Annotated in this window: 17 protein-coding genes; 9 read left to right on the top strand and 8 right to left on the bottom strand. The window is 71.9% G+C overall.

All coding sequences use genetic code 11. The features are described 5' to 3' along the window. Window positions 1–15: 15 nt before the first annotated feature. A complete protein-coding gene (ndgR, locus tag RCR19_RS11320) occupies window positions 16–732 on the bottom strand; it encodes an IclR family transcriptional regulator NdgR (RefSeq protein WP_331265023.1) in 717 nt (238 codons plus the stop codon). 190 nt (window positions 733–922) lie between these two features. Between ndgR and leuC the strand changes: the two genes are divergently transcribed. From leuC to RCR19_RS11300, 4 genes are all read left to right on the top strand, one after another. Next, on the top strand, window positions 923–2,353 hold the full coding sequence (leuC, locus tag RCR19_RS11315; RefSeq protein ID WP_059131726.1) for a 3-isopropylmalate dehydratase large subunit: 1,431 nt from the start codon (window positions 923–925) through the stop codon (window positions 2,351–2,353). 6 nt (window positions 2,354–2,359) lie between these two features. Then, window positions 2,360–2,953: a 3-isopropylmalate dehydratase small subunit gene (gene leuD, locus RCR19_RS11310; RefSeq protein ID WP_331265022.1), complete on the top strand. Its 594-nt coding sequence runs from the start codon at window positions 2,360–2,362 to the stop codon at window positions 2,951–2,953. A gap of 264 nt (window positions 2,954–3,217) precedes the next feature. After that, window positions 3,218–3,448 carry a hypothetical protein gene (locus RCR19_RS11305; RefSeq protein WP_059131728.1) on the top strand — a complete coding sequence of 77 codons (231 nt, stop codon included), beginning with the start codon at window positions 3,218–3,220 and terminating at the stop codon, window positions 3,446–3,448. 126 nt (window positions 3,449–3,574) lie between these two features. Further along, a complete protein-coding gene (locus RCR19_RS11300) occupies window positions 3,575–4,204 on the top strand; it encodes an HU family DNA-binding protein (protein ID WP_331265021.1) in 630 nt (209 codons plus the stop codon). 70 nt (window positions 4,205–4,274) lie between these two features. Here the strand turns inward: RCR19_RS11300 and RCR19_RS11295 are convergent, their stop codons facing one another. Beyond that, the gene (locus RCR19_RS11295; protein WP_331265020.1) at window positions 4,275–4,478 is read right to left on the bottom strand and encodes a hypothetical protein; all 204 of its coding nucleotides are present in this window, start codon (window positions 4,476–4,478) and stop codon (window positions 4,275–4,277) included. 89 nt (window positions 4,479–4,567) lie between these two features. Further along, the gene (gene cofC, locus RCR19_RS11290) at window positions 4,568–5,215 is read right to left on the bottom strand and encodes a 2-phospho-L-lactate guanylyltransferase (protein ID WP_331265019.1); all 648 of its coding nucleotides are present in this window, start codon (window positions 5,213–5,215) and stop codon (window positions 4,568–4,570) included. 234 nt (window positions 5,216–5,449) lie between these two features. On the opposite strand from cofC, the gene RCR19_RS11285 reads away from it, so the two are divergent. From RCR19_RS11285 to RCR19_RS11275, 3 genes are read left to right on the top strand one after another with little or no spacing between them, the layout of a single operon-like run. Continuing rightward, window positions 5,450–6,223 (top strand): lysophospholipid acyltransferase family protein, encoded by a 774-nt coding sequence (locus RCR19_RS11285; protein WP_331265018.1) that lies wholly within the window; start codon window positions 5,450–5,452, stop codon window positions 6,221–6,223. Then, a complete protein-coding gene (locus tag RCR19_RS11280) occupies window positions 6,220–7,230 on the top strand; it encodes an NAD(P)H-dependent glycerol-3-phosphate dehydrogenase (RefSeq protein WP_059131733.1) in 1,011 nt (336 codons plus the stop codon). Before RCR19_RS11285 ends, RCR19_RS11280 begins: the two co-directional genes overlap by 4 nt. A 59-nt stretch (window positions 7,231–7,289) precedes the next feature. Then, window positions 7,290–8,447, top strand: a complete 1,158-nt coding sequence (locus RCR19_RS11275; RefSeq protein ID WP_331265017.1) for a D-alanine--D-alanine ligase family protein — start codon at window positions 7,290–7,292, stop codon at window positions 8,445–8,447. 16 nt (window positions 8,448–8,463) lie between these two features. Here RCR19_RS11275 and RCR19_RS11270 read toward each other — a convergent pair whose 3' ends face one another. Next, window positions 8,464–8,946: a DUF3515 domain-containing protein gene (locus tag RCR19_RS11270; RefSeq protein ID WP_331265016.1), complete on the bottom strand. Its 483-nt coding sequence runs from the start codon at window positions 8,944–8,946 to the stop codon at window positions 8,464–8,466. A gap of 20 nt (window positions 8,947–8,966) precedes the next feature. Then, complete coding sequence (locus RCR19_RS11265; RefSeq protein ID WP_059131736.1) at window positions 8,967–9,200, bottom strand: Lrp/AsnC ligand binding domain-containing protein; 234 nt, start codon at window positions 9,198–9,200, stop codon at window positions 8,967–8,969. 206 nt (window positions 9,201–9,406) lie between these two features. On the opposite strand from RCR19_RS11265, the gene RCR19_RS11260 reads away from it, so the two are divergent. Beyond that, window positions 9,407–10,372, top strand: coding sequence for a thiamine-phosphate kinase (locus RCR19_RS11260; RefSeq protein ID WP_331265015.1), 966 nt, complete (start codon window positions 9,407–9,409; stop codon window positions 10,370–10,372). A gap of 316 nt (window positions 10,373–10,688) precedes the next feature. Here the strand turns inward: RCR19_RS11260 and rpmB are convergent, their stop codons facing one another. Then, complete coding sequence (rpmB, locus tag RCR19_RS11255; RefSeq protein ID WP_004924906.1) at window positions 10,689–10,874, bottom strand: 50S ribosomal protein L28; 186 nt, start codon at window positions 10,872–10,874, stop codon at window positions 10,689–10,691. Window positions 10,875–11,175: 301 nt separating this feature from the next. Between rpmB and RCR19_RS11250 the strand changes: the two genes are divergently transcribed. Beyond that, window positions 11,176–12,858, top strand: coding sequence for a DAK2 domain-containing protein (locus tag RCR19_RS11250; protein WP_331265014.1), 1,683 nt, complete (start codon window positions 11,176–11,178; stop codon window positions 12,856–12,858). 94 nt (window positions 12,859–12,952) lie between these two features. Here the strand turns inward: RCR19_RS11250 and RCR19_RS11245 are convergent, their stop codons facing one another. Together RCR19_RS11245 and RCR19_RS11240 are read right to left on the bottom strand one after the other, a co-directional pair. Further along, window positions 12,953–15,850: a tetratricopeptide repeat protein gene (locus RCR19_RS11245; RefSeq protein ID WP_331265013.1), complete on the bottom strand. Its 2,898-nt coding sequence runs from the start codon at window positions 15,848–15,850 to the stop codon at window positions 12,953–12,955. After that, on the bottom strand, window positions 15,847–17,694 hold the full coding sequence (locus RCR19_RS11240) for an HSP90 family protein (protein WP_331269411.1): 1,848 nt from the start codon (window positions 17,692–17,694) through the stop codon (window positions 15,847–15,849). The genes RCR19_RS11245 and RCR19_RS11240 overlap by 4 nt, the downstream gene beginning before the upstream one ends. Between the last annotated feature and the right edge of the window lie 68 nt (window positions 17,695–17,762).

The following is a 17,762-nucleotide window of genomic DNA, read 5'->3' as shown; positions in this document are numbered from 1 at the left end:
TGACGTGCGTGCCGCTCAGGCCGAGCGGCGCAGTGCCTCGGAGAGCCGGGCGGCCGCGTCGATGACGGCCTGTGCATGCATCCGGCCCGGGTGGCGGGTCAGGCGCTCGATGGGGCCGGAGACGGAGACCGCGGCGACCACGCGGTTGGAGGGGCCGCGCACGGGTGCGGAGACGGACGCGACGCCCGGCTCGCGCTCCCCGATGGACTGGGCCCAGCCGCGGCGCCGCACGCCGGACAGGGCCGTCGCCGTGAAGCGCGCGCCCTGCAGGCCGCGGTGCAGCCGCTCGGGCTCCTCCCAGGCCAGCAGGATCTGAGCCGAGGAGCCTGCTTTCATCGTGAGCGTGGAGCCGACCGGGACCGTGTCCCGAAGACCCGAGAGGCGCTCCGCGGCGGCGACGCAGATGCGCATGTCCCCCTGGCGGCGATAGAGCTGTGCGCTCTCGCCCGTGACATCACGGAGGTGGGTCAGTACGGGGCCCGCCGTCGCCAGCAGGCGGTCCTCGCCCGCCGCCGCGGCCAGCTCGGACAGCCGGGGTCCGAGAATGAAACGGCCCTGCATGTCGCGGGCCACCATACGGTGGTGTTCCAGCGCCACGGCCAGGCGGTGGGCCGTGGGTCGTGCCAGTCCGGTGGCGCCGACCAGGCCCGCGAGGGTGGCCGGACCGGACTCCAGAGCGCTCAGGACGAGGGCCGCCTTGTCCAGAACGCCGACGCCGCTACTGTTGTCCATGCAACGATACTCACGTCTCACTCTGTGAAACGCAAGTTCAATTTCCCGAGGAACCCGCCACCCTGGAAGTCACGGCGGCCCGCGTGCCAACGGGCCCGGCGGCACACGCCCGGGATCCGGGGGTACGGGCGCTGCCACCTCAAGATCTCTAGTTGGGTCGGCGCACGCTTCGCCGACCGGAGGGAAAGCGATGGGTAGGACACTCGCGGAGAAGGTCTGGGACGACCACGTCGTCCGGCGCGCCGAGGGCGAGCCCGACCTCCTCTACATCGATCTGCACCTGCTGCACGAGGTGACCAGCCCGCAGGCCTTCGACGGTCTGCGCAAGAGCGGACGCCGGGTGCGCAGGCTCGACCTCACCATCGCGACCGAGGACCACAACACCCCCACCCTCGACATCGACAAGCCCATCGCGGACCCGGTCTCCCGCGCCCAGCTGGAGACGCTGCGCAAGAACTGCGCCGAGTTCGGTGTGCGCCTGCACCCGCTGGGGGACGTCGAGCAGGGGGTCGTGCACGTCGTCGGCCCGCAGCTGGGCCTGACCCAGCCCGGCACGACGGTCGTCTGCGGTGACTCGCACACCTCGACGCACGGCGCGTTCGGCGCGCTGGCGTTCGGCATCGGCACCTCCCAGGTCGAGCACGTCCTCGCGACCCAGACGCTGCCCCTGGCCCGCCCGAAGACCATGGCCATCACGGTCGACGGCGAGCTGCCCGAGGGCGTGACGGCCAAGGACCTGATCCTGGCCATCATCGCCAGGATCGGCACCGGCGGCGGCCAAGGCTACATCCTGGAGTACCGCGGCCCGGCCATCGAGAAGCTCTCGATGGAGGCCCGGATGACCATCTGCAACATGTCGATCGAGGCCGGTGCCCGGGCGGGCATGATCGCCCCGGACGAGACCACCTTCGCCTACCTCAAGGGCCGTCCGCACGCCCCCGAGGGCGCGGAGTGGGACGCCGCGGTGGAGTACTGGAAGACGCTGCGGACCGACGACGACGCGGAATTCGACGCCGAGGTGCGCATCGACGCCGCCGCGCTCTCGCCGTTCGTCACCTGGGGCACCAACCCGGGCCAGGGTGCGCCGCTTTCGACGTCCGTCCCCGATCCCGCTTCGTACGAGGACGCCTCGGAGCGCCTGGCCGCGGAAAAGGCCCTGGAGTACATGGGGTTGGACGCCGGGCAGCCGCTGCGTTCCATCAAGGTGGACACGGTCTTCGTAGGCTCCTGCACCAACGGGCGCATCGAGGATCTGCGCGCCGCCGCCGCGATCATCGAGAACCGCAAAGTCGCCGACGGTGTACGGATGCTGGTCGTCCCGGGCTCCGCACGCGTGGGTCTGCAGGCCGTCTCCGAGGGCCTGGACGTGATCTTCAAGGAGGCCGGCGCGGAGTGGCGGCACGCGGGCTGTTCCATGTGTCTCGGCATGAACCCGGACCAGCTGGCCCCGGGCGAGCGCTCCGCCTCCACCTCCAACCGCAACTTCGAGGGCCGGCAGGGCAAGGGCGGGCGCACGCACCTGGTCTCGCCGCAGGTCGCCGCAGCGACGGCGGTCCTGGGGCACCTGGCGTCCCCCGCCGACCTGTCCGACGCCGACACTCGTACGCCCGCTGGAGTCTGAGAAGTCATGGAAGCATTCACCACGCACACCGGCCGGGCCGTCCCGCTGCGTCGCAGCAACGTCGACACCGACCAGATCATCCCCGCCCACTGGCTCAAGAAGGTGACCCGGGACGGGTTCGAGGACGGGCTTTTCGAGGCCTGGCGCAAGGACTCCGAGTTCGTGCTCAACCGCCCCGAGCGGCAGGGTGCCACGGTCCTGGTCGCAGGCCCGGACTTCGGCACCGGCTCCTCCCGCGAGCACGCCGTCTGGGCGTTGCAGAACTACGGCTTCAAGGCGGTCGTCTCCTCCCGGTTCGCCGATATCTTCCGCGGCAACTCCCTCAAGAACGGCCTGCTCACGGTGGTCCTTGAGCAGAAGATCGTGGACGCCCTGTGGGAGCTCACCGAGAAGGACCCGACGGCCGAGGTCACCGTGGACCTCGAGGCGCGTGAGGTACGCGCCGAGGGCATCACCGCCGCCTTCGAGCTGGACGAGAACTCGCGCTGGCGGCTGCTGAACGGCCTCGACGACATCTCCATCACCCTCCGGAACGAGTCCGACATCGCCGCGTACGAGGCGGAGCGCCCCTCGTACAAGCCGCGGACCCTCCAGGGCTGACGCCCGCGCCCGCAAGGGCTGGTTTCGGCCATCGCAACACCGCCTGTACCCCCAATCGTGGACGGTTGGGGGTACAGCCGTTTCCGCTGCCGAAAGCGTCCGGCGCGCCGCCTCGCGCACTGCCAACTCTGCTGGTTACAAAGGTTGTTGCCGCGATCCGTGGACGGAACCGCCATGACGTTCCGGGGCCCGCGGAAGGCCCCGGGGAGACGGCAGTTGCCCCCAGCGGGGGCGACAACTCGCCCCAGATGGCACAATCTGTGCATGGACAACGACGGCCAACTCGAGCTCTATACGGCGGTCGCGGCCCAACTCAAGGAAGCGCACGCAAGGGTGCGCACACTGCAAGTCCCGGAGGGCGTACGGATGGCGCTGACCCGGAAGCTGCTGGTCATTACGGCCGCGGCCAAGCACGATCCCGCCGAAGCGACCCGGCGTCTCGAGCGGTTCATGACCGACCTCGACGAGGACCGAATCCCCGAAGAGGAACTCTGAGGCAGCCGAATCGGTGCGGCACAAGGGTGATAAGCCCGTTTCGTGTTTGATTTGCGGTATATATCTGCCTAACGTGCGAAAAAGCTTGAACACTTTCGTTCTGGCGATGTCTCCGAAGGGGAAGACGTGAACAAGGCGCAGCTCGTAGAAGCGATTGCCGACAAGATGGGCGGCCGCCAGCAGGCCGCCGATGCTGTCGACGCGGTCCTGGACGCCATCGTCCGCGCGGTCGTCGGAGGCGACCGGGTCTCGGTCACCGGTTTCGGTTCGTTCGAGAAGGTCGAGCGTCCGGCCCGTTACGCCCGCAACCCCCAGACGGGCGAGCGGGTTCGGGTCAGGAAGACCTCCGTGCCGCGCTTCCGCGCGGGACAGGGCTTCAAGGACCTGGTCAGCGGGACGAAGAAGCTCCCGCGCGGTGGCGAGGTCGCCGTCAAGAAGGCGCCCAAGGGCAGCCTGCAGGTCGGCGCCGCCGCCACGGTCAAGAAGGCCGCTGCGAAGAAGGCCACGGCCAAGAAGGCGGCCCCCGCGAAGAAGGTCACGGCCAAGAAGGCGGCCCCCGCGAAGAAGGTCACCGCGAAGAAGACCACGGCCAAGAAGGCCACGGCGAAGAAGACCACCGCGGCGGCCAAGAAGACCACCGCGAAGAAGACCACCGCCAAGAAGGCGGCGGCCAAGAAAGCCCCGGCGAAGAAGGCCCCGGCCAAGAAGTCGACGGGCCGCAAGACCACCGCCAAGAAGGCCACCGCCCGCAGCTGACCGGGACGGACGGGCTACACGCGCCGGGCCGGGCTCCCAGGGGGAGCCCGGCCCGCGGTGTGTCCGGGGGTCAGAACGTCTGCAGGGTCACCAGCGTGATGCGCCGGTCCCCGCCCTCGCCCTCCGTCTCGATCCGCACCCGCTGTCCCGGGCGCAGCAGCCTCAGTCCGCCCGCGTCGAACGCCCGGGCGTCGAAGGGGACGGGGGTGCCGTCGTCGAGCAGCACCTGACCGGTGCGCGTCTCGGGGTCGTAGGTGTACGCGGTCGCCTGCATGACGGCAGCCTATCGACCGCTCCGGACGCGCCGCCGGGCCCTGCGGGACCGGGGGCCGGCCCCGGCGGACCGGGGACCGCCCCGTCGTGTCAACCGCCGTGCCCGCCGGGGATGAGCAGTCGCGCCGCCACCGCCGCCGTGCGTGGTCCCACACCGAGCGCGAGCGCCGCGCGCAGATCCTCGCCGGTGTCCACGTCCTGGCGCACGGAGTCCACGTCGTCGAGCGCGAGTTCCACGGCGCCCGAGGCCAGATGACGCATTCGCGAATCCACGCCGAACGCGGGCAGCAATTCCAGGCCGGGGGCCGCGGCGAGCAGGGTCGTGCCGATTCCTGCGGCGTCGGGCAGAAAAGCGCGGGGGAATTCGGCGGCGGCGCCGAGTACCCGGGCCAATTCCGGGGCGCGCAGGGCGGGGAGATCGGCGTTCAGGGCCGCCACCGCGCCGCCGGGGCGTGATCGCCGCACCGCCGCCGCCGCGTGCGCGAGCGCGGTGTTCAGACCGCCCGCCGGCTCGTCCGTGACGATCCGGGCGCCGAGGGCCGCCAGCTCGCGTCCGGCGAGCGGATCGTCCGTGACGACCGCCACATCACGTACCGCGGCACAGGCGAGGGTCGCGGCCACCGTGTCCTGCGCGAAGGCCAGGGCGAGACCCGGGCGCACCGCGTCCGCCGCGGTGTCCGAGAGCCTGCTCTTGGCCCGCGCCAAGGCCTTCAGGGGTACGACGACAGTCCACTGCACGAGCGCTCCGTCCCTGTGTTGTCGCGCCCATTGTCACCTGGTCCGCCGGAGGGGGACGACGGCCGTCCGGCGCCCGGCCCGTCGGCAACGGGTGCGAAGCACCAGCCAAGGGCGGTGGTCGGTGACGGGCGGGCGTACGGTGTTCTCGACAGACGGGCGGCCGGGGGTGACACTTGTGCGGCCCACAACCCCAGTGTCAGGCCTTGTGCCGGCTCCTTAGAGGAAGGTGTCCGCGTGCCCCGCCGCAGAATCGGCTTCTGGTACCGCTTCGCAGCGGTCCTCTGCAAACCGCCGCTGGTGGTTCTGCTCAAGCGGGACTGGCGCGGAATGGAGAACATTCCGGCTGAAGGCGGATTTATCACCGCGGTGAACCACAATTCACACGTGGACCCCTTCGCCTACGCGCACTATCAGTACAACACCAAGCGTGTTCCCCGTTTCCTCGCGAAGAGCGGTCTTTTCAAGAAGGGTTTCGTCGGCGCCGTGATGCGCGGTACCGGCCAGATCCCCGTCTACCGGGAGAGCACGGACGCGCTCAGCGCCTTCCGTGCCGCGATCGACGCCGTGGAGAGCGGCGAGTGCGTCGCCTTCTACCCCGAGGGCACCCTCACCCGCGACCCGAACGGCTGGCCCATGACCGGCAAGACCGGTGCGGCCCGGGTCGCCCTGCAGACCAAGTGCCCGGTCATTCCGATCGCCCAGTGGGGCGCCAACGCGCTGCTGCCGGCCTACGCCAAGAAGCCCAGCTTCTTCCCGCGCAAGACGCACCATGTGCTCGCCGGCCCGCCCGTCGACCTCACGCGCTTCTACGACAAGGACATGTCCCCCGAGCTGCTGAAGGAGGCGACGGAGGTCATCATGGCCGCCATCACCCGCCAGCTCGAGGAGCTCCGGGGCGAGAAGGCGCCCGAGAAGCCGTACGACCCCCGTGAGGTGCGCATCGAACAGCGCCGCCGGAGCGCCGCCGCGCAGGAGAAGGCCAGGGAGAAGGAGGGGCAGGGCCAGTGAGCAAGCCGGTCAAGGCGGCCGTGTTCGGAACCGGATCATGGGGGACGGCCTTCGGCATGGTGCTCGCCGACGCCGGGTGCGATGTCACCCTGTGGGCGCGCCGCGCCGAGCTCGTCGAGGCCGTCAACTCCACCCGTACGAACCCGGACTACCTGCCGGGCGTCGAGCTCCCCGAGAACCTGCGGGCCACCACGGACCCCGCCGAGGCGGCGCACGGGGCCGACTTCGCGATACTCGCGGTCCCGTCGCAGACCCTGCGCGGGAACCTCGCCGAATGGGCACCCCTGCTCGCGCCGCGCACGGTCCTCGTCTCGCTGATGAAGGGCGTCGAACTCGGTTCCGCCATGCGGATGAGCGAGGTCATCGAGGACGTCGCCAAGGTCGTCCCGGAACGCGTCGCGGTGGTCACCGGACCCAATCTGGCCCGGGAGATCGCCGCCCGTATGCCGGCCGCGGCCGTGGTCGCCTGCACCGACGAGGCCGTCGCGCAGCGGCTCCAGTCCGTCTGCCACACGCCGTACTTCCGGCCGTACACCAACACCGACGTGGTGGGGTGCGAACTCGGGGGTGCGGTCAAGAACGTCATCGGGCTGGCGGTCGGCATCGCGGACGGCATGGGCCTCGGCGACAACGCCAAGGGCTCGCTCATCACCCGTGGTCTCGCCGAGACCACACGGCTCGGCCTGGTGATGGGCGCCGACCCGCTGACCTTCTCGGGGCTGGCGGGCCTCGGGGACCTGGTGGCCACCTGCTCCTCGCCGCTGTCGCGCAACCACACCTTCGGCACCAACCTCGGCAAGGGCATGACGCTCGAGGAGACCATCGCGGTCACGAAGCAGACCGCCGAGGGCGTCAAGTCCTGTGAGTCCGTGCTCGATCTGGCCCGTCGGCACGGCGTCGACATGCCGATCACGGAGACGGTCGTCGGCATCGTCCACGAGGGCAAGCCGCCGGTGGTCGCGCTCAAGGAGCTGATGTCGCGCAGTGCGAAGCCGGAACGACGCTGAGCGACAGCGCAGGCCGGACGCTGCCTCAGGGCACTGGCTACAGGTACTCTCATCGCGATATGAGCACCGAGAACCTCCCCCAGAGCCCTGAGCAGCCGCCTCGCAAGCCGCGTGTCGCCGTCGTCTTCGGCGGCCGCAGCTCCGAACACGGGATCTCCATGGTCACCGCCGGCGCCGTGCTGCGTGCCATCGACCGGACGAAGTACGACGTCCTGCCGATCGGCATCACCCGGGACGGCCGTTGGGCGCTCACGGCCGACGAACCCGAGCGCATGGCGATCACCGACCGCCGTACGCCCACCGTCGAGGAACTCGCCGAGTCCCACGAGGGCGGTGTCGTGCTGCCCGTCGACCCCGCGAACCGCGAAGTCGTGTACAGCGAGCCCGGTTCGGTGCCCAAGGCGCTCGGCGAGATCGACGTCGTCTTCCCCGTGCTGCACGGCCCGTACGGCGAGGACGGCACCCTCCAGGGCATGCTGGAGCTGTCCGGTGTCCCGTACGTGGGGTCGGGTGTGCTCGCCTCGGCCGTCGGCCAGGACAAGGAGTACATGAAGCGGGTGTTCACCTCCTTCGGGCTCAAGGTCGGCCCCTACGTGGTGATCCGGCCGCGCGAGTGGGAGCAGGACGAGCCGGCCGCCCGCAAGAAGATCATCGACTTCGCCGGGGAGCACGGCTGGCCGCTGTTCGTGAAGCCGGCGCGCGCGGGCTCGTCGATCGGCATCACCAAGGTCGACGACATCGGGGGACTGGACGAGGCGATCACCGAGGCCCAGCGGCACGACCCGAAGATCCTTGTGGAGGCGGCCGTGCGCGGCCGTGAGATCGAGTGCGGTGTCCTCGAGTTCGAGGACGGCCCGCGTGCCTCGGTGCCGGCCGAGATCCCGCCGCCGCAGACGCACGCCTACTACGACTTCGAGGCGAAGTACATCGACTCGACGCCCGGCATCGTCCCGGCGCCGCTGACCGACGAGCAGACCGCCGAGGTGCGGCGGCTCGCGGTGGAGGCGTTCGAGGCGGCCTCCTGCGAGGGCCTGGTCCGTGCGGACTTCTTCCTCGCCGAGGACGGGGAGTTCGTCATCAACGAGATCAACACGATGCCCGGTTTCACGCCGATCTCCATGTACCCGCAGATGTGGCGGGCGAGCGGCGTCGGTTACGAGGAACTGGTGGACCGGCTGATCCAGGCCGCCCTGCGCCGTACAACGGGTCTGCGCTAGCCGGTCCGTGCGGCACTCAGGAGGCGATCCCCTCGGGGATCGCCTTCTTGACTGCGGGCGCCAGATCGACGAGCGGCGCCACACCGTCGCCGGTGTGCGCCTTGGGCAGGCTGACCTCGACATACACCGCGCGCAACGTCGTGGTGAAGCGGAACGAGCCGTCGTCCAGCTTCTGCAGCAGCCAGCCGACGCCGTCCGCCTCCAGGCCGTCCGCCTCCGGGTCGTCCATCTCCGCGGGCCTCGCCACCCCGCAGCGCAGTATGATCGCCGGGCTTCCCCAGCCCGCCGTCAGCGCGGACCGGGGCTGGGGATCGTTCCGGTCGAGGCCGTCCACCTTCCGCGGCAGCACCTTGTCCAGGTTCCGGCACAGCTTCGTGACCTTCGTGTTCGGACTGGGAACCGTGGCCGAAGGGGTGTCGTCGCTCGAGGAACAGCCCGCCGTCGCGATCAGCAGGGCGAGGGCGGGCAGACCTGGGAGCCGGTGACGGAAGAAGCGCACCGGCCAAGCGTAGACGGGGGCTACAGGTGCACCACCGGGCAGGTCAGGGTGCGGGTGATGCCGTCGACTTGTTGAACTTTCGCGACCACCATGCGGCCGAGTTCGTCGACGGTGTCGGCCTGGGCGCGCACGATGACGTCATAGGGACCCGTGACGTCCTCGGCCTGGATGACCCCAGGGATCTTGCTGATCGTCTCGGCGACGGTCGACGACTTGCCGACCTCCGTCTGGATCAGGATGTACGCCTGTACCACGGAACCTCCAGGGCGGCCACGAGGATCATGTGGGGAGAAGGGACGCCACGGTATCGCGTCGCCGCTCGTCGCGGGGAGACCCGCGGGGGCTGTGGCGTGAGCGCCGGGGAACACCGGCGACACAAGTTGACGGTCGACTCGACCGTACCGAGGTCGATGCAGGCACGCGACCGGGCGCGGCAGGGAACAGAAGGGGACGTACGACGATGAAGGGCACCGTGGGCGAGCTCGGGGAGTTCGGGCTCATCAGGGAGCTCACCTCCCGGCTCACCACCACCCCGGCGGTGCGGATCGGCCCCGGCGACGACGCCGCGGTGGTCGCCGCGCCGGACCGCAGGGTGGTGGCGAGCACCGACATCCTCCTGGAGGGACGGCACTTCCGCCGCGACTGGTCGACGGCCTACGACGTCGGGCGCAAGGCGGCCGCGCAGAACCTCGCGGACATCGCCGCGATGGGCGCCGTGCCGACTGCGCTGCTTCTCGGTCTCGTGGTGCCCGCGGACCTCCCCGTCACCTGGCCCACCGAACTCATGGACGGACTGCGCGACGAGTGCCAGGTGGCGGGTGCGGCCGTGGTCGGCGGCGATGTCGTCCGCGGGGACACGATCATGATCTCGATCACCGCGCTCGGTGATCTGCGCAACCACGAGCCGGTGACCCGCGCGGGCGCCCAGCCCGGCGACGTGGTCGCGGTGACCGGCTGGCTGGGCTGGTCCGCGGCAGGGCACGCGGTGCTCTCCCGCGGTTTCCGCTCGCCGCGTGCGTTCGTCGAGGCGCACCGCCGCCCGGAACCGCCGTACCACGCGGGCCCCGCCGCAGCGGGGCTCGGCGCGACCGCCATGTGCGACGTCAGCGACGGGCTGATCGCCGACCTCGGGCACATCGCGGAGGCGAGCAAGGTGCGTATCGACATCCGCTCCGGAGCCATCGACATCCCCTCCCAGATGAACGACATCGGGCAGGCCGTCGGTGTCGACCCCATCCAGTGGGTGCTCACCGGCGGTGAGGACCACGCGATCGTGGCGACCTTCCCGAGGGACGTGAAGCTGCCCGCACGCTGGAAGGTGATCGGCGAGGTGCTCAACCCCTCGGCCCTGCCCCAGGTGACGGTGGACGGGGCGCCGTGGACCAGCAAGGGCGGCTGGGACCACTTCGGGGACATCGAGGCGTAGCGCGGGCGCGCGGGAGCGCCACGTCGCCCGTCGGGGTTCCGGCCGCCCCGGAGGCCGGAACCCCGACGGCGCGGACGGTCTGCTCGATGTCCGAGGGCCCCTTCCCGGGGCGCCGAAAGGCGGAGACGGCGGAGTGTATGCGTCGAGCGACAGAAGGTGACCGTGTGGGCGCGGCAAAAAGCCGGCCCACTCGGTGGACCGGCTCCGTGCAGCGAACCAGCGGTGGCCGCGCGCTACAGGTCCCCCAGCTCCTGGAATCCCCCCACTTCGGCCGGAGCCGGGAGTGGGGAGAACCCGAGAGTCCGGAGGGTCGGCGTCAGCGCGAGACCTTGCCGGCCTTGATGCACGAGGTGCAAGCGTTCACGCGCTTCGGCGTCCCGCCCACCACGGTACGCACGCGCTGGATGTTCGGGTTCCAGCGACGGGGCGTACGGCGGTGTGAGTGCGAGATGTTGTTGCCGAAGCCCGGCCCCTTGCCGCAGACGTCGCAGTTGGCAGCCACGGGTCACTCCAAAGACTTCAGATGCACTTACGGTTGATCCCGGCATGCCGGGGTCGAGATCGTACGATCTGAGTGGCGCTGCCAGGGGAAAGCCCGATCTGGATCGGGCAACCGGAGCAGCATACAACGGCTGCACCCGTACAACGAAACTACCATGGCCGCCCCGGGGAACGACGGGCCCGCAGACCCCCGCCCCAGGGGGCGCGAGGCCCGGTGCAGGCAGTCCGTGCGGCCCTCTTCCGGCCACGGCCCCCTCTGGGTCTACGCTGCGTCCCACGTCCAGCAGCTCAAGGAGGCGCAGGTGGCGCAGGTGCCGCAGCCATTGGATGCTCTCGCGGTGCGCACCTGGTGCGGTCTCGCGCTCCAGGAACTGGGGCGGGCCCGCGAGGAGATCGACGCGATCAACGTCTATCCCGTGGCCGACGGGGACACCGGCACCAACCTCTATCTGACCGTGGAATCCGCCGCGGCCGCCGTCGAGGCCGTCTTCGCCGGGTACGAGGAGGCGGGCGGCGATCAGCGCCCGACGCTCGCCGACGCGGTGCGGGCCATGGCGCACGGCGCGCTCATCGGGGCCCGCGGCAACTCCGGGACGATCCTGGCGCAGCTGCTGCGGGGCATGGCACAGGTGCTCGCCGCCGACGGGGAGACCGCACACACCGACGCGCAGGGGCTGCGGCTCGCGCTCAGGCGTGCGGCCGACTCCGCACGGGACGCCGTCGCCCACCCCGTGGAGGGCACGGTCCTGACCGTCGCCTCGGCGGCCGCGGACGCGGTCACCGGCGTGGAGGACGACTGCGGTGGTGTCGCCCGGGCCGCGTACGAGGGGGCCCGGGCGGCTCTCGCGGCGACCCCCGGGCAACTCGCAGTCCTGGAGCGCGCAGGTGTGGTCGACGCGGGCGGCCGGGGGCTCGTGGCGGTGCTCGCCGCGCTGGTGGAGACGTTCACGGGCGAGGCGCCGCGGGTTCCGGAGGGGGCGGGCCGCGTCGTGACCCCGCGCCCGGACGACGACGCGCGGGGCGTCACCCGGGAGTGCGCCGATCCCCCCGCTGAGGAGGGCGGGCCCGCCTACGAGGTGATCTACCTCCTGGAAGCCGGCGACGCGGCCGTGGCACGGCTGCGGCAGCGGCTCGACACCTTGGGGAACTCCCTCGTCGTGGTCGGTGGCGACGGGCTGTGGAACGTCCATGTGCATGTGGACGACGCGGGCGCCGCCGTGGAGGCGGGCATCGAGGCAGGACGCCCGCACCGGATCAGGATCACGCACTTCGCGGCCGGGGACGTGCACACCACGGGCGCCGGGCGGCCGCCGCGCGAGCCCGTGCAGCGCGCGGTGGTGGCCGTCGTGCCGGGCGAGGGCCTGGCCGCGCTGTACCAGGAGGCCGGTGCGACCACCGTGCTCGCCCGGGCCGGGGAACCGCCCGCGAGCGGGGAACTGGTGGAGGGGGTACGGCGGGCGCACGCTCGTGAGGTGGTGCTGCTGCCGAACGACGCGGACCTGCGCCACACCGCGGCCGCCGCGGCCGAACAGGTGCGTACCGAAGGCGTTCGCGTGGCCCTGATCCCGACCCGGTCCGCGGTGCAGGGCATAGCGGCGCTCGCCGTGCACGAGCCGGAGCGGCGCTTCGACGAGGACGTCGTCGCGATGACCTCCGCGGCGGGGGCCACCCGGTACGCCGAAGTGACCATGGCGGAACGGCAGTCGTGGACGACGGCCGGCATCTGTCAGGCCGGGGACGTCCTCGGCCTGATCGACGGCGATGTGGCCGTCATCGGCTCGGACGTGACGGCCGCGGCGGAGACCGTTCTCGACCGCATGCTCGCGGCGGGCGGCGAACTGGTCACCCTGGTCCTCGGCGACGACGCCCCGGAGTCGATCGCGGCGCGCCTGGAGTCCCGGGTGCTCGAGTCGTACCTGGCGGTCGACACGGTGGTGTACCAGGGCGGCCGCCAGGGGTCGCTGCTGCTGATCGGCGTGGAGTAGCCCGAGCCCGTCCGCCCCTCCGGAACCGGGGGAGCCGGGTTCCCGGCCGGGTGACGCCGGGCGCCCGCCCGTAGCAGCGGGCGCCCGGCGCACCTCATCGCTTCCGGTGCTCCTCCATGAGCTCGAGCATCCGCTCGGCCTCCGCCCGCCGTGCCCGGGCGGTCTCCTCGCCGTCGGCACTCCCGTACGCCGACAGCACCGCACGCGCGCGTGCCGACGCCGCGTCGGGGCGACCGAGGTCGGCCTCCAGCCAGCCCGCCGCCAACTCCGCGCCGGTACGGGCGTTGAGGGTGTCCGCGCCCAGGGACGTGAAGGTCGCGATCGCCTCCGTGAAGTGCGCCAGCGCCTCCGTGAAGGCCACGCGCACCGCCTCCTCGCCGGCGCCGTCATCGACCGACCGGGCGATCAGCTCACCGAACTGCCGCTGTGAATGACCGAGTTCGCCGGTCAGACGGTCACGCGCCTCGGTGTCCTCGGCGGCGCCGGCCGCAGTGGCGCACTCCCGTGCCGCCTGCGCCATGAGCTCCCGTGCCGTGTCGAGGTCGGCCTCCCCCTCGGCGGCGAGCCATGCGCGGGCCCGCAGACCGCGCACCAGGCCGTGTGTGTTGCCCAGTTCGCGCCACAGGTCGACGGCGCGGGCGTACGCCCGGTCCGCCTCCGCGGGCAGCCCGGCCCGCCCGAGCGCCTCGGCGGCCAGGTGGGCCAGCATCGCGTGGTCCCGCTGCTCCGGCCAGTGCCGGGCGATCTCCGCGGCCCGAAGCCACTGCTCGGCCCCCGCGCGGTGCTCGCCCAACTCGGTGAGGCAGTCGCCGAGCCACCACTGCGTCTGCACGATCGCCCCGTCGCCGTGGGTCTCGGCGGTCAGATCGGGCAGCGCCGACTCCAGCACCTCGGCGGCCTCCGCGAAGCGCCCCTGGCGGAGCAGGAATCCGCCCAGCAGATGCCGTGCCCACGCGCCCAGCGTCGAGGCCTCTCCCGCCTCGTCCGCCCAGTGCGCCGCCTCCAGGGCGTGCTCGGCGGCCTCCGCGAACGCGCCGGACGTCCCGACCGCCTCGGCCAGTTCCAGATGGAGCCGGGCCTGCGCGACGGGCTCCAGAACGCCCTGCCCGTGCTCGAGCGCCGCGCGGGCCGCCTCCTGCGCCGTCTGCGCGTCGCCGAGCTGCCGGGCCGTCCGGGACAACCGCACCTCGTGGTCCACCGCGAACCAGGGCAGGCCCGCCGCCACGTACTCCCCGGCCGCCTGCGCCAGCAGCCGGGCACCGCTCTCGGCGTCACCGGCGTGCACCGCCAGCTCCCCGAGCATGGCCTTCGCCTCGGCGGCCCGGGACGCGAGGCGTACCTGCGCGGTGTGCGGCCCGGCGAACGCCAGCAGCTCCCGCGCCGCCTCCTCGGCGGCCGATGCGGAGCCCTCGTCCTCGCGCAACCGGTGCATCAGGACGCGGGCGCGCCCCACGAGCACGGACGCCGTCTGCCGTACGCCCGTGCCGCCCGACTCGTGGAGGGCGAGCGCCTGCTCGCGCAACCGGCCGATCGTCTCCAGTGCCTCGTCGGTGTGCCCCGTCAGGGCGCGGACGTACGCCGCGCGCGTGCGTGCCGCCAGTGCCTCGCCGGGGTCGCCGGCCTCGGCGAACAGCTCGGCCGCCCGGTCGAACGACTCGGCGCCCTCCGGACCCATGCTCATCGCCTCGTGGTCGACGAGGTCCGCGCGGTCCCGGGCGTCGAGCTCCCGGCCCTCCGCGGCCCGCGCCACCTCCGCCCATGCGTCCATGGCGTCCGGGTGCAGTGCCTCCGACAGGCGCCGGGCCTCGGCGAGCAGATCCGGAAGGTCCCGCTCCCGGTTCGGGGCGGCCGGTGGCCGGGCCTGCACGGGCGCCGGGCGGGCCGCGCGCACACCCAGCGGCAGCCGTTCCACCAGCGGGCGCCGGTCCATCCGCTCCCGGGTGCGCCCGGTGACGTAGGACGTCCCGTTGCGCGCGTCGAAGCGGCCGGCGAGCGCCAGCGCCTCCCCGCGCGCGTGGGCCGCGAGATGTCTCGCGGTCCACTCCCGGCCCGCGGGGCCCGGCACCGCCCGGTCGCCGAACCCGCGCTCGACCAGCCGGTCCATCAGCAGGGCCGTCACGGCCATGAAGTCCAGCCTGCTGCGCGGCTCCCCGGAGTCCGTGAAGTACGCGGGCCGCTCGGCGAGCAGTTCCAGGCCGCGCGCCTCATTGCCGCTCAGCGCGCAGAACTCCACGTGGTCCGCGTAGGCGCTGCGCATGCTCTCCATGGCCCGCACGAGCCGGAAGCCGCGCAGGTGGTGCGCCCGGGCTTCGTCCAGGAGGCCCAGCCGCAGCAGCGGTACCAGGGAGGAGGCCAGCACAGCGTGCGGTTCGTGGGCGCAGACGTGCTCGCCCTCCAGGACCGGCCGCCACAGACGCAGCGCCTGCTCGTCGTCGCCCTTGTGGGCCTGCCACCACCCCTGGTCGTGCAGTTCGCACGCGTGGCAGTCGGCCATGTCGTCGCGGTCGGCCGCCAGCCAGGCCCGGTACGCCCGATCGGCGCGCCCGGTGTCCCCGACGTGCGCGGCGATGTTGAACTCCGCGCTGCGCACCGCACGCTCGGAGTGCCCGGCCAGCCGGTAGCGGTGCTCCATCTCGCCGAGCCACTTCTCCATGGAGGCGAGGGGGATATGCGGCTGACCGAGCATGCCCGCCGACATCCACTTGAAGACCCAGTGCAGCGTGTGGGTCTCGTACGCGTCGAAGTCCTCCGGGCGCTCGTCCCACATGCGCAGCAGGCGCGCGAACGGGACGAACATCTTGTCCTTCTCGGAGCTGTAGTTGTAGACCTTCAGCTGGTGTCCGAGCGCCTCGATCACGGCCAGCGGGATGTTCAGCTTCTCCGCCTCCACGAGCAGTTGCTCGGCGCGCCCGTTGCGCGCCGGACCCTCCGGCTGCTCGTAGTTGTCCGCCATCGCCTGGCGCAGCGACTCGAAATCCATGACCTGGCTCATCGGGAGCCGCCCTCCGGGAAGTCGGTGTGGGTGGCCCATTCGAGGAGGCCGATGAAGGCGCGGTTCAGCAGTGCGGAGTCGGCGGGCCGAAGAGGACGCTGGGCCATCAGCAGGGCCTGTCCGTAGAGGGATTCGGTGGCGGTGCCGATCAGTTCCGGGTCCTGGAGGGAACCGATCCGGCGGATCAGCGGGTTGATGTGGTTGAGGACCAGCCGGGCCCGGGGCGCGCTGCCGCGCAGCGACCCCAGGATGCCCGCCCACAGGTCGTCGGCCTGTTCCTCGGCGTCGGCGCGCGCCTGCTCGTGCCGGGCCGCCCGGTCGTCCAGGTGCAGCGCGGGCACCGAGAGGGGATGGAACGCGCGCAGCACGACGTCGCAGCCCAGCGGGTCGAGCTTGGCGCGAGCGGCCGCGAGGAACGCCGACAGGGCGAGTTCCTCGCCGGGGTCCACCGTGTCCAGGTGAGCGGTGACGGTGTCCGCGTCCAGCTCCGCGACCACCGTCCCCGGGCGCACCGACGGCAGCGCCTCCACCAGCTCGCTGTCGTACGTGTAGCCGCCGTTGACCACGCCGACGCCCTGCGCCGAGGCGATCGGGGCGACCTGGCGGTACTCCTCGACGGTCCGGGTGAAGTGCACGACCGGATGGCGCTGTGCGAACTCCTCCAGGGACAGCCGTCCGTCCGTCGTCTCGAAGGGGAGCCACGGCAGCATCGTGCGCAGCATCTCCTTGTCGTGCCGCGCCAGCGACTTCACACCCAGGTAGTGCACGGAGAGAAAGGCCGCGAGACGCTCCGGGTCACCGGCCGCGAGCCGGGTCAGCCAGGACCGGATGCGCTCCCCGAGGGCCTCGCGCACCGCCGCCAGCGTCTCGTCCTCGTACAGGGACTCGCGCGAGGCAGTGGGCCGCAGACTGTCCGTGTCGAGCACACAGCGGACGAAGAACGCCCATTCGGGCAGCAGCTGTTCGGCCCGCTCGGTGAGCAGCATGCCCTTCAGATGCACCCGGTGGCTCGCCCGCTGGGCCGGGCTGACGGCGGTCGGCAGGACGTACGCCACGCCGCGGATCCCGGCGAGCGGCACGTCCAGGTCGATCGAGTCCAGCGGGGTGAAACCGAACAGGTCGTGGCAGTGGCGGGCCAGGGCCACCCTGCGGGTGGCCGGGGACGGATAGCCGCGGTCCCACGGCGCCGGCAGGTCCGTGATCGCCTCGTCGCCGACCCGGACGTCGTAGGGCAGCAGCGAACCGAAGTCCCGCGCCAGGGCGTGCACCCGCTCCGGGGAGAGCCAGTCGGCGGCGCCGGGACGCGCCTGAAGGTACACGGTGGTGCCGGGCTCGGGCCGGGCGTCGTCGGGCAGGGTGCGTACGACGTAGGAACCGTCGTCGCGGGCCGTCCACTCCACGGGCGCGGCCTGCGGCGTCCGGGCGCTGCGGCTGACCACCCGGATGCGCTCGGCGACGACGAAGCAGGCCAGCAGACCGATGCCGAACTGCCCCAGGAAGTCGGAGCGGACCTCCTGGATGCCGTCGGCCCGCTTCGAACTGCGCCCGATGGTGGCGAGGAGACCGTGCACGTCCGACTCGGTGAGCCCGATGCCCGAGTCCTCGATACGCAGACCGGTGCCGTCCGCGTGCAGCCGGACCCTGGCCGGAGCGTCGGGCTGCACGGCACGGCGGGCGGTGATGGCGTCCACGGCGTTCTGCAGCAACTCGCGCAGATAGACCTTGGGACTCGAGTAGAGGTGATGGGAGAGCAGGTCCACCAGACCGCGCAGGTCGACCTGGAACGTATGAGGTGATTGAGGTGACTGAGGTGCCTGGGATGACTGCGAGGTCTGGGAGTCCATCGTCACAGCGCCGAGGGTGGGGGACTGACGACGGCGCGGGGTCGGGCGGTCCCGGTGGGGCGGCGACC

It is taken from the genome of Streptomyces sp. WAC07094 (assembly GCF_036320405.1).
Lineage (GTDB): Bacteria > Actinomycetota > Actinomycetes > Streptomycetales > Streptomycetaceae > Streptomyces > Streptomyces lannensis.
Note: the sequence above shows the minus strand (reverse complement) of the source record. Positions and strands in the feature narration are given on the sequence as shown.

What these genes read in the sequence shown, in the direction of transcription:
- ndgR (WP_331265023.1), bottom strand. Translation starts at nt 732, where the DNA reads ATGGACAACAGTAGCGGCGTCGGCGTTCTGGACAAGGCGGCCCTCGTC.
- leuC (WP_059131726.1), top strand. Translation starts at nt 923, where the DNA reads ATGGGTAGGACACTCGCGGAGAAGGTCTGGGACGACCACGTCGTCCGG.
- leuD (WP_331265022.1), top strand. Translation starts at nt 2,360, where the DNA reads ATGGAAGCATTCACCACGCACACCGGCCGGGCCGTCCCGCTGCGTCGC.
- RCR19_RS11305 (WP_059131728.1), top strand. Translation starts at nt 3,218, where the DNA reads ATGGACAACGACGGCCAACTCGAGCTCTATACGGCGGTCGCGGCCCAA.
- RCR19_RS11295 (WP_331265020.1), bottom strand. Translation starts at nt 4,478, where the DNA reads ATGCAGGCGACCGCGTACACCTACGACCCCGAGACGCGCACCGGTCAG.
- RCR19_RS11275 (WP_331265017.1), top strand. Translation starts at nt 7,290, where the DNA reads ATGAGCACCGAGAACCTCCCCCAGAGCCCTGAGCAGCCGCCTCGCAAG.
- RCR19_RS11260 (WP_331265015.1), top strand. Translation starts at nt 9,407, where the DNA reads ATGAAGGGCACCGTGGGCGAGCTCGGGGAGTTCGGGCTCATCAGGGAG.
- RCR19_RS11245 (WP_331265013.1), bottom strand. Translation starts at nt 15,850, where the DNA reads ATGAGCCAGGTCATGGATTTCGAGTCGCTGCGCCAGGCGATGGCGGAC.
- RCR19_RS11240 (WP_331269411.1), bottom strand. Translation starts at nt 17,694, where the DNA reads ATGGACTCCCAGACCTCGCAGTCATCCCAGGCACCTCAGTCACCTCAA.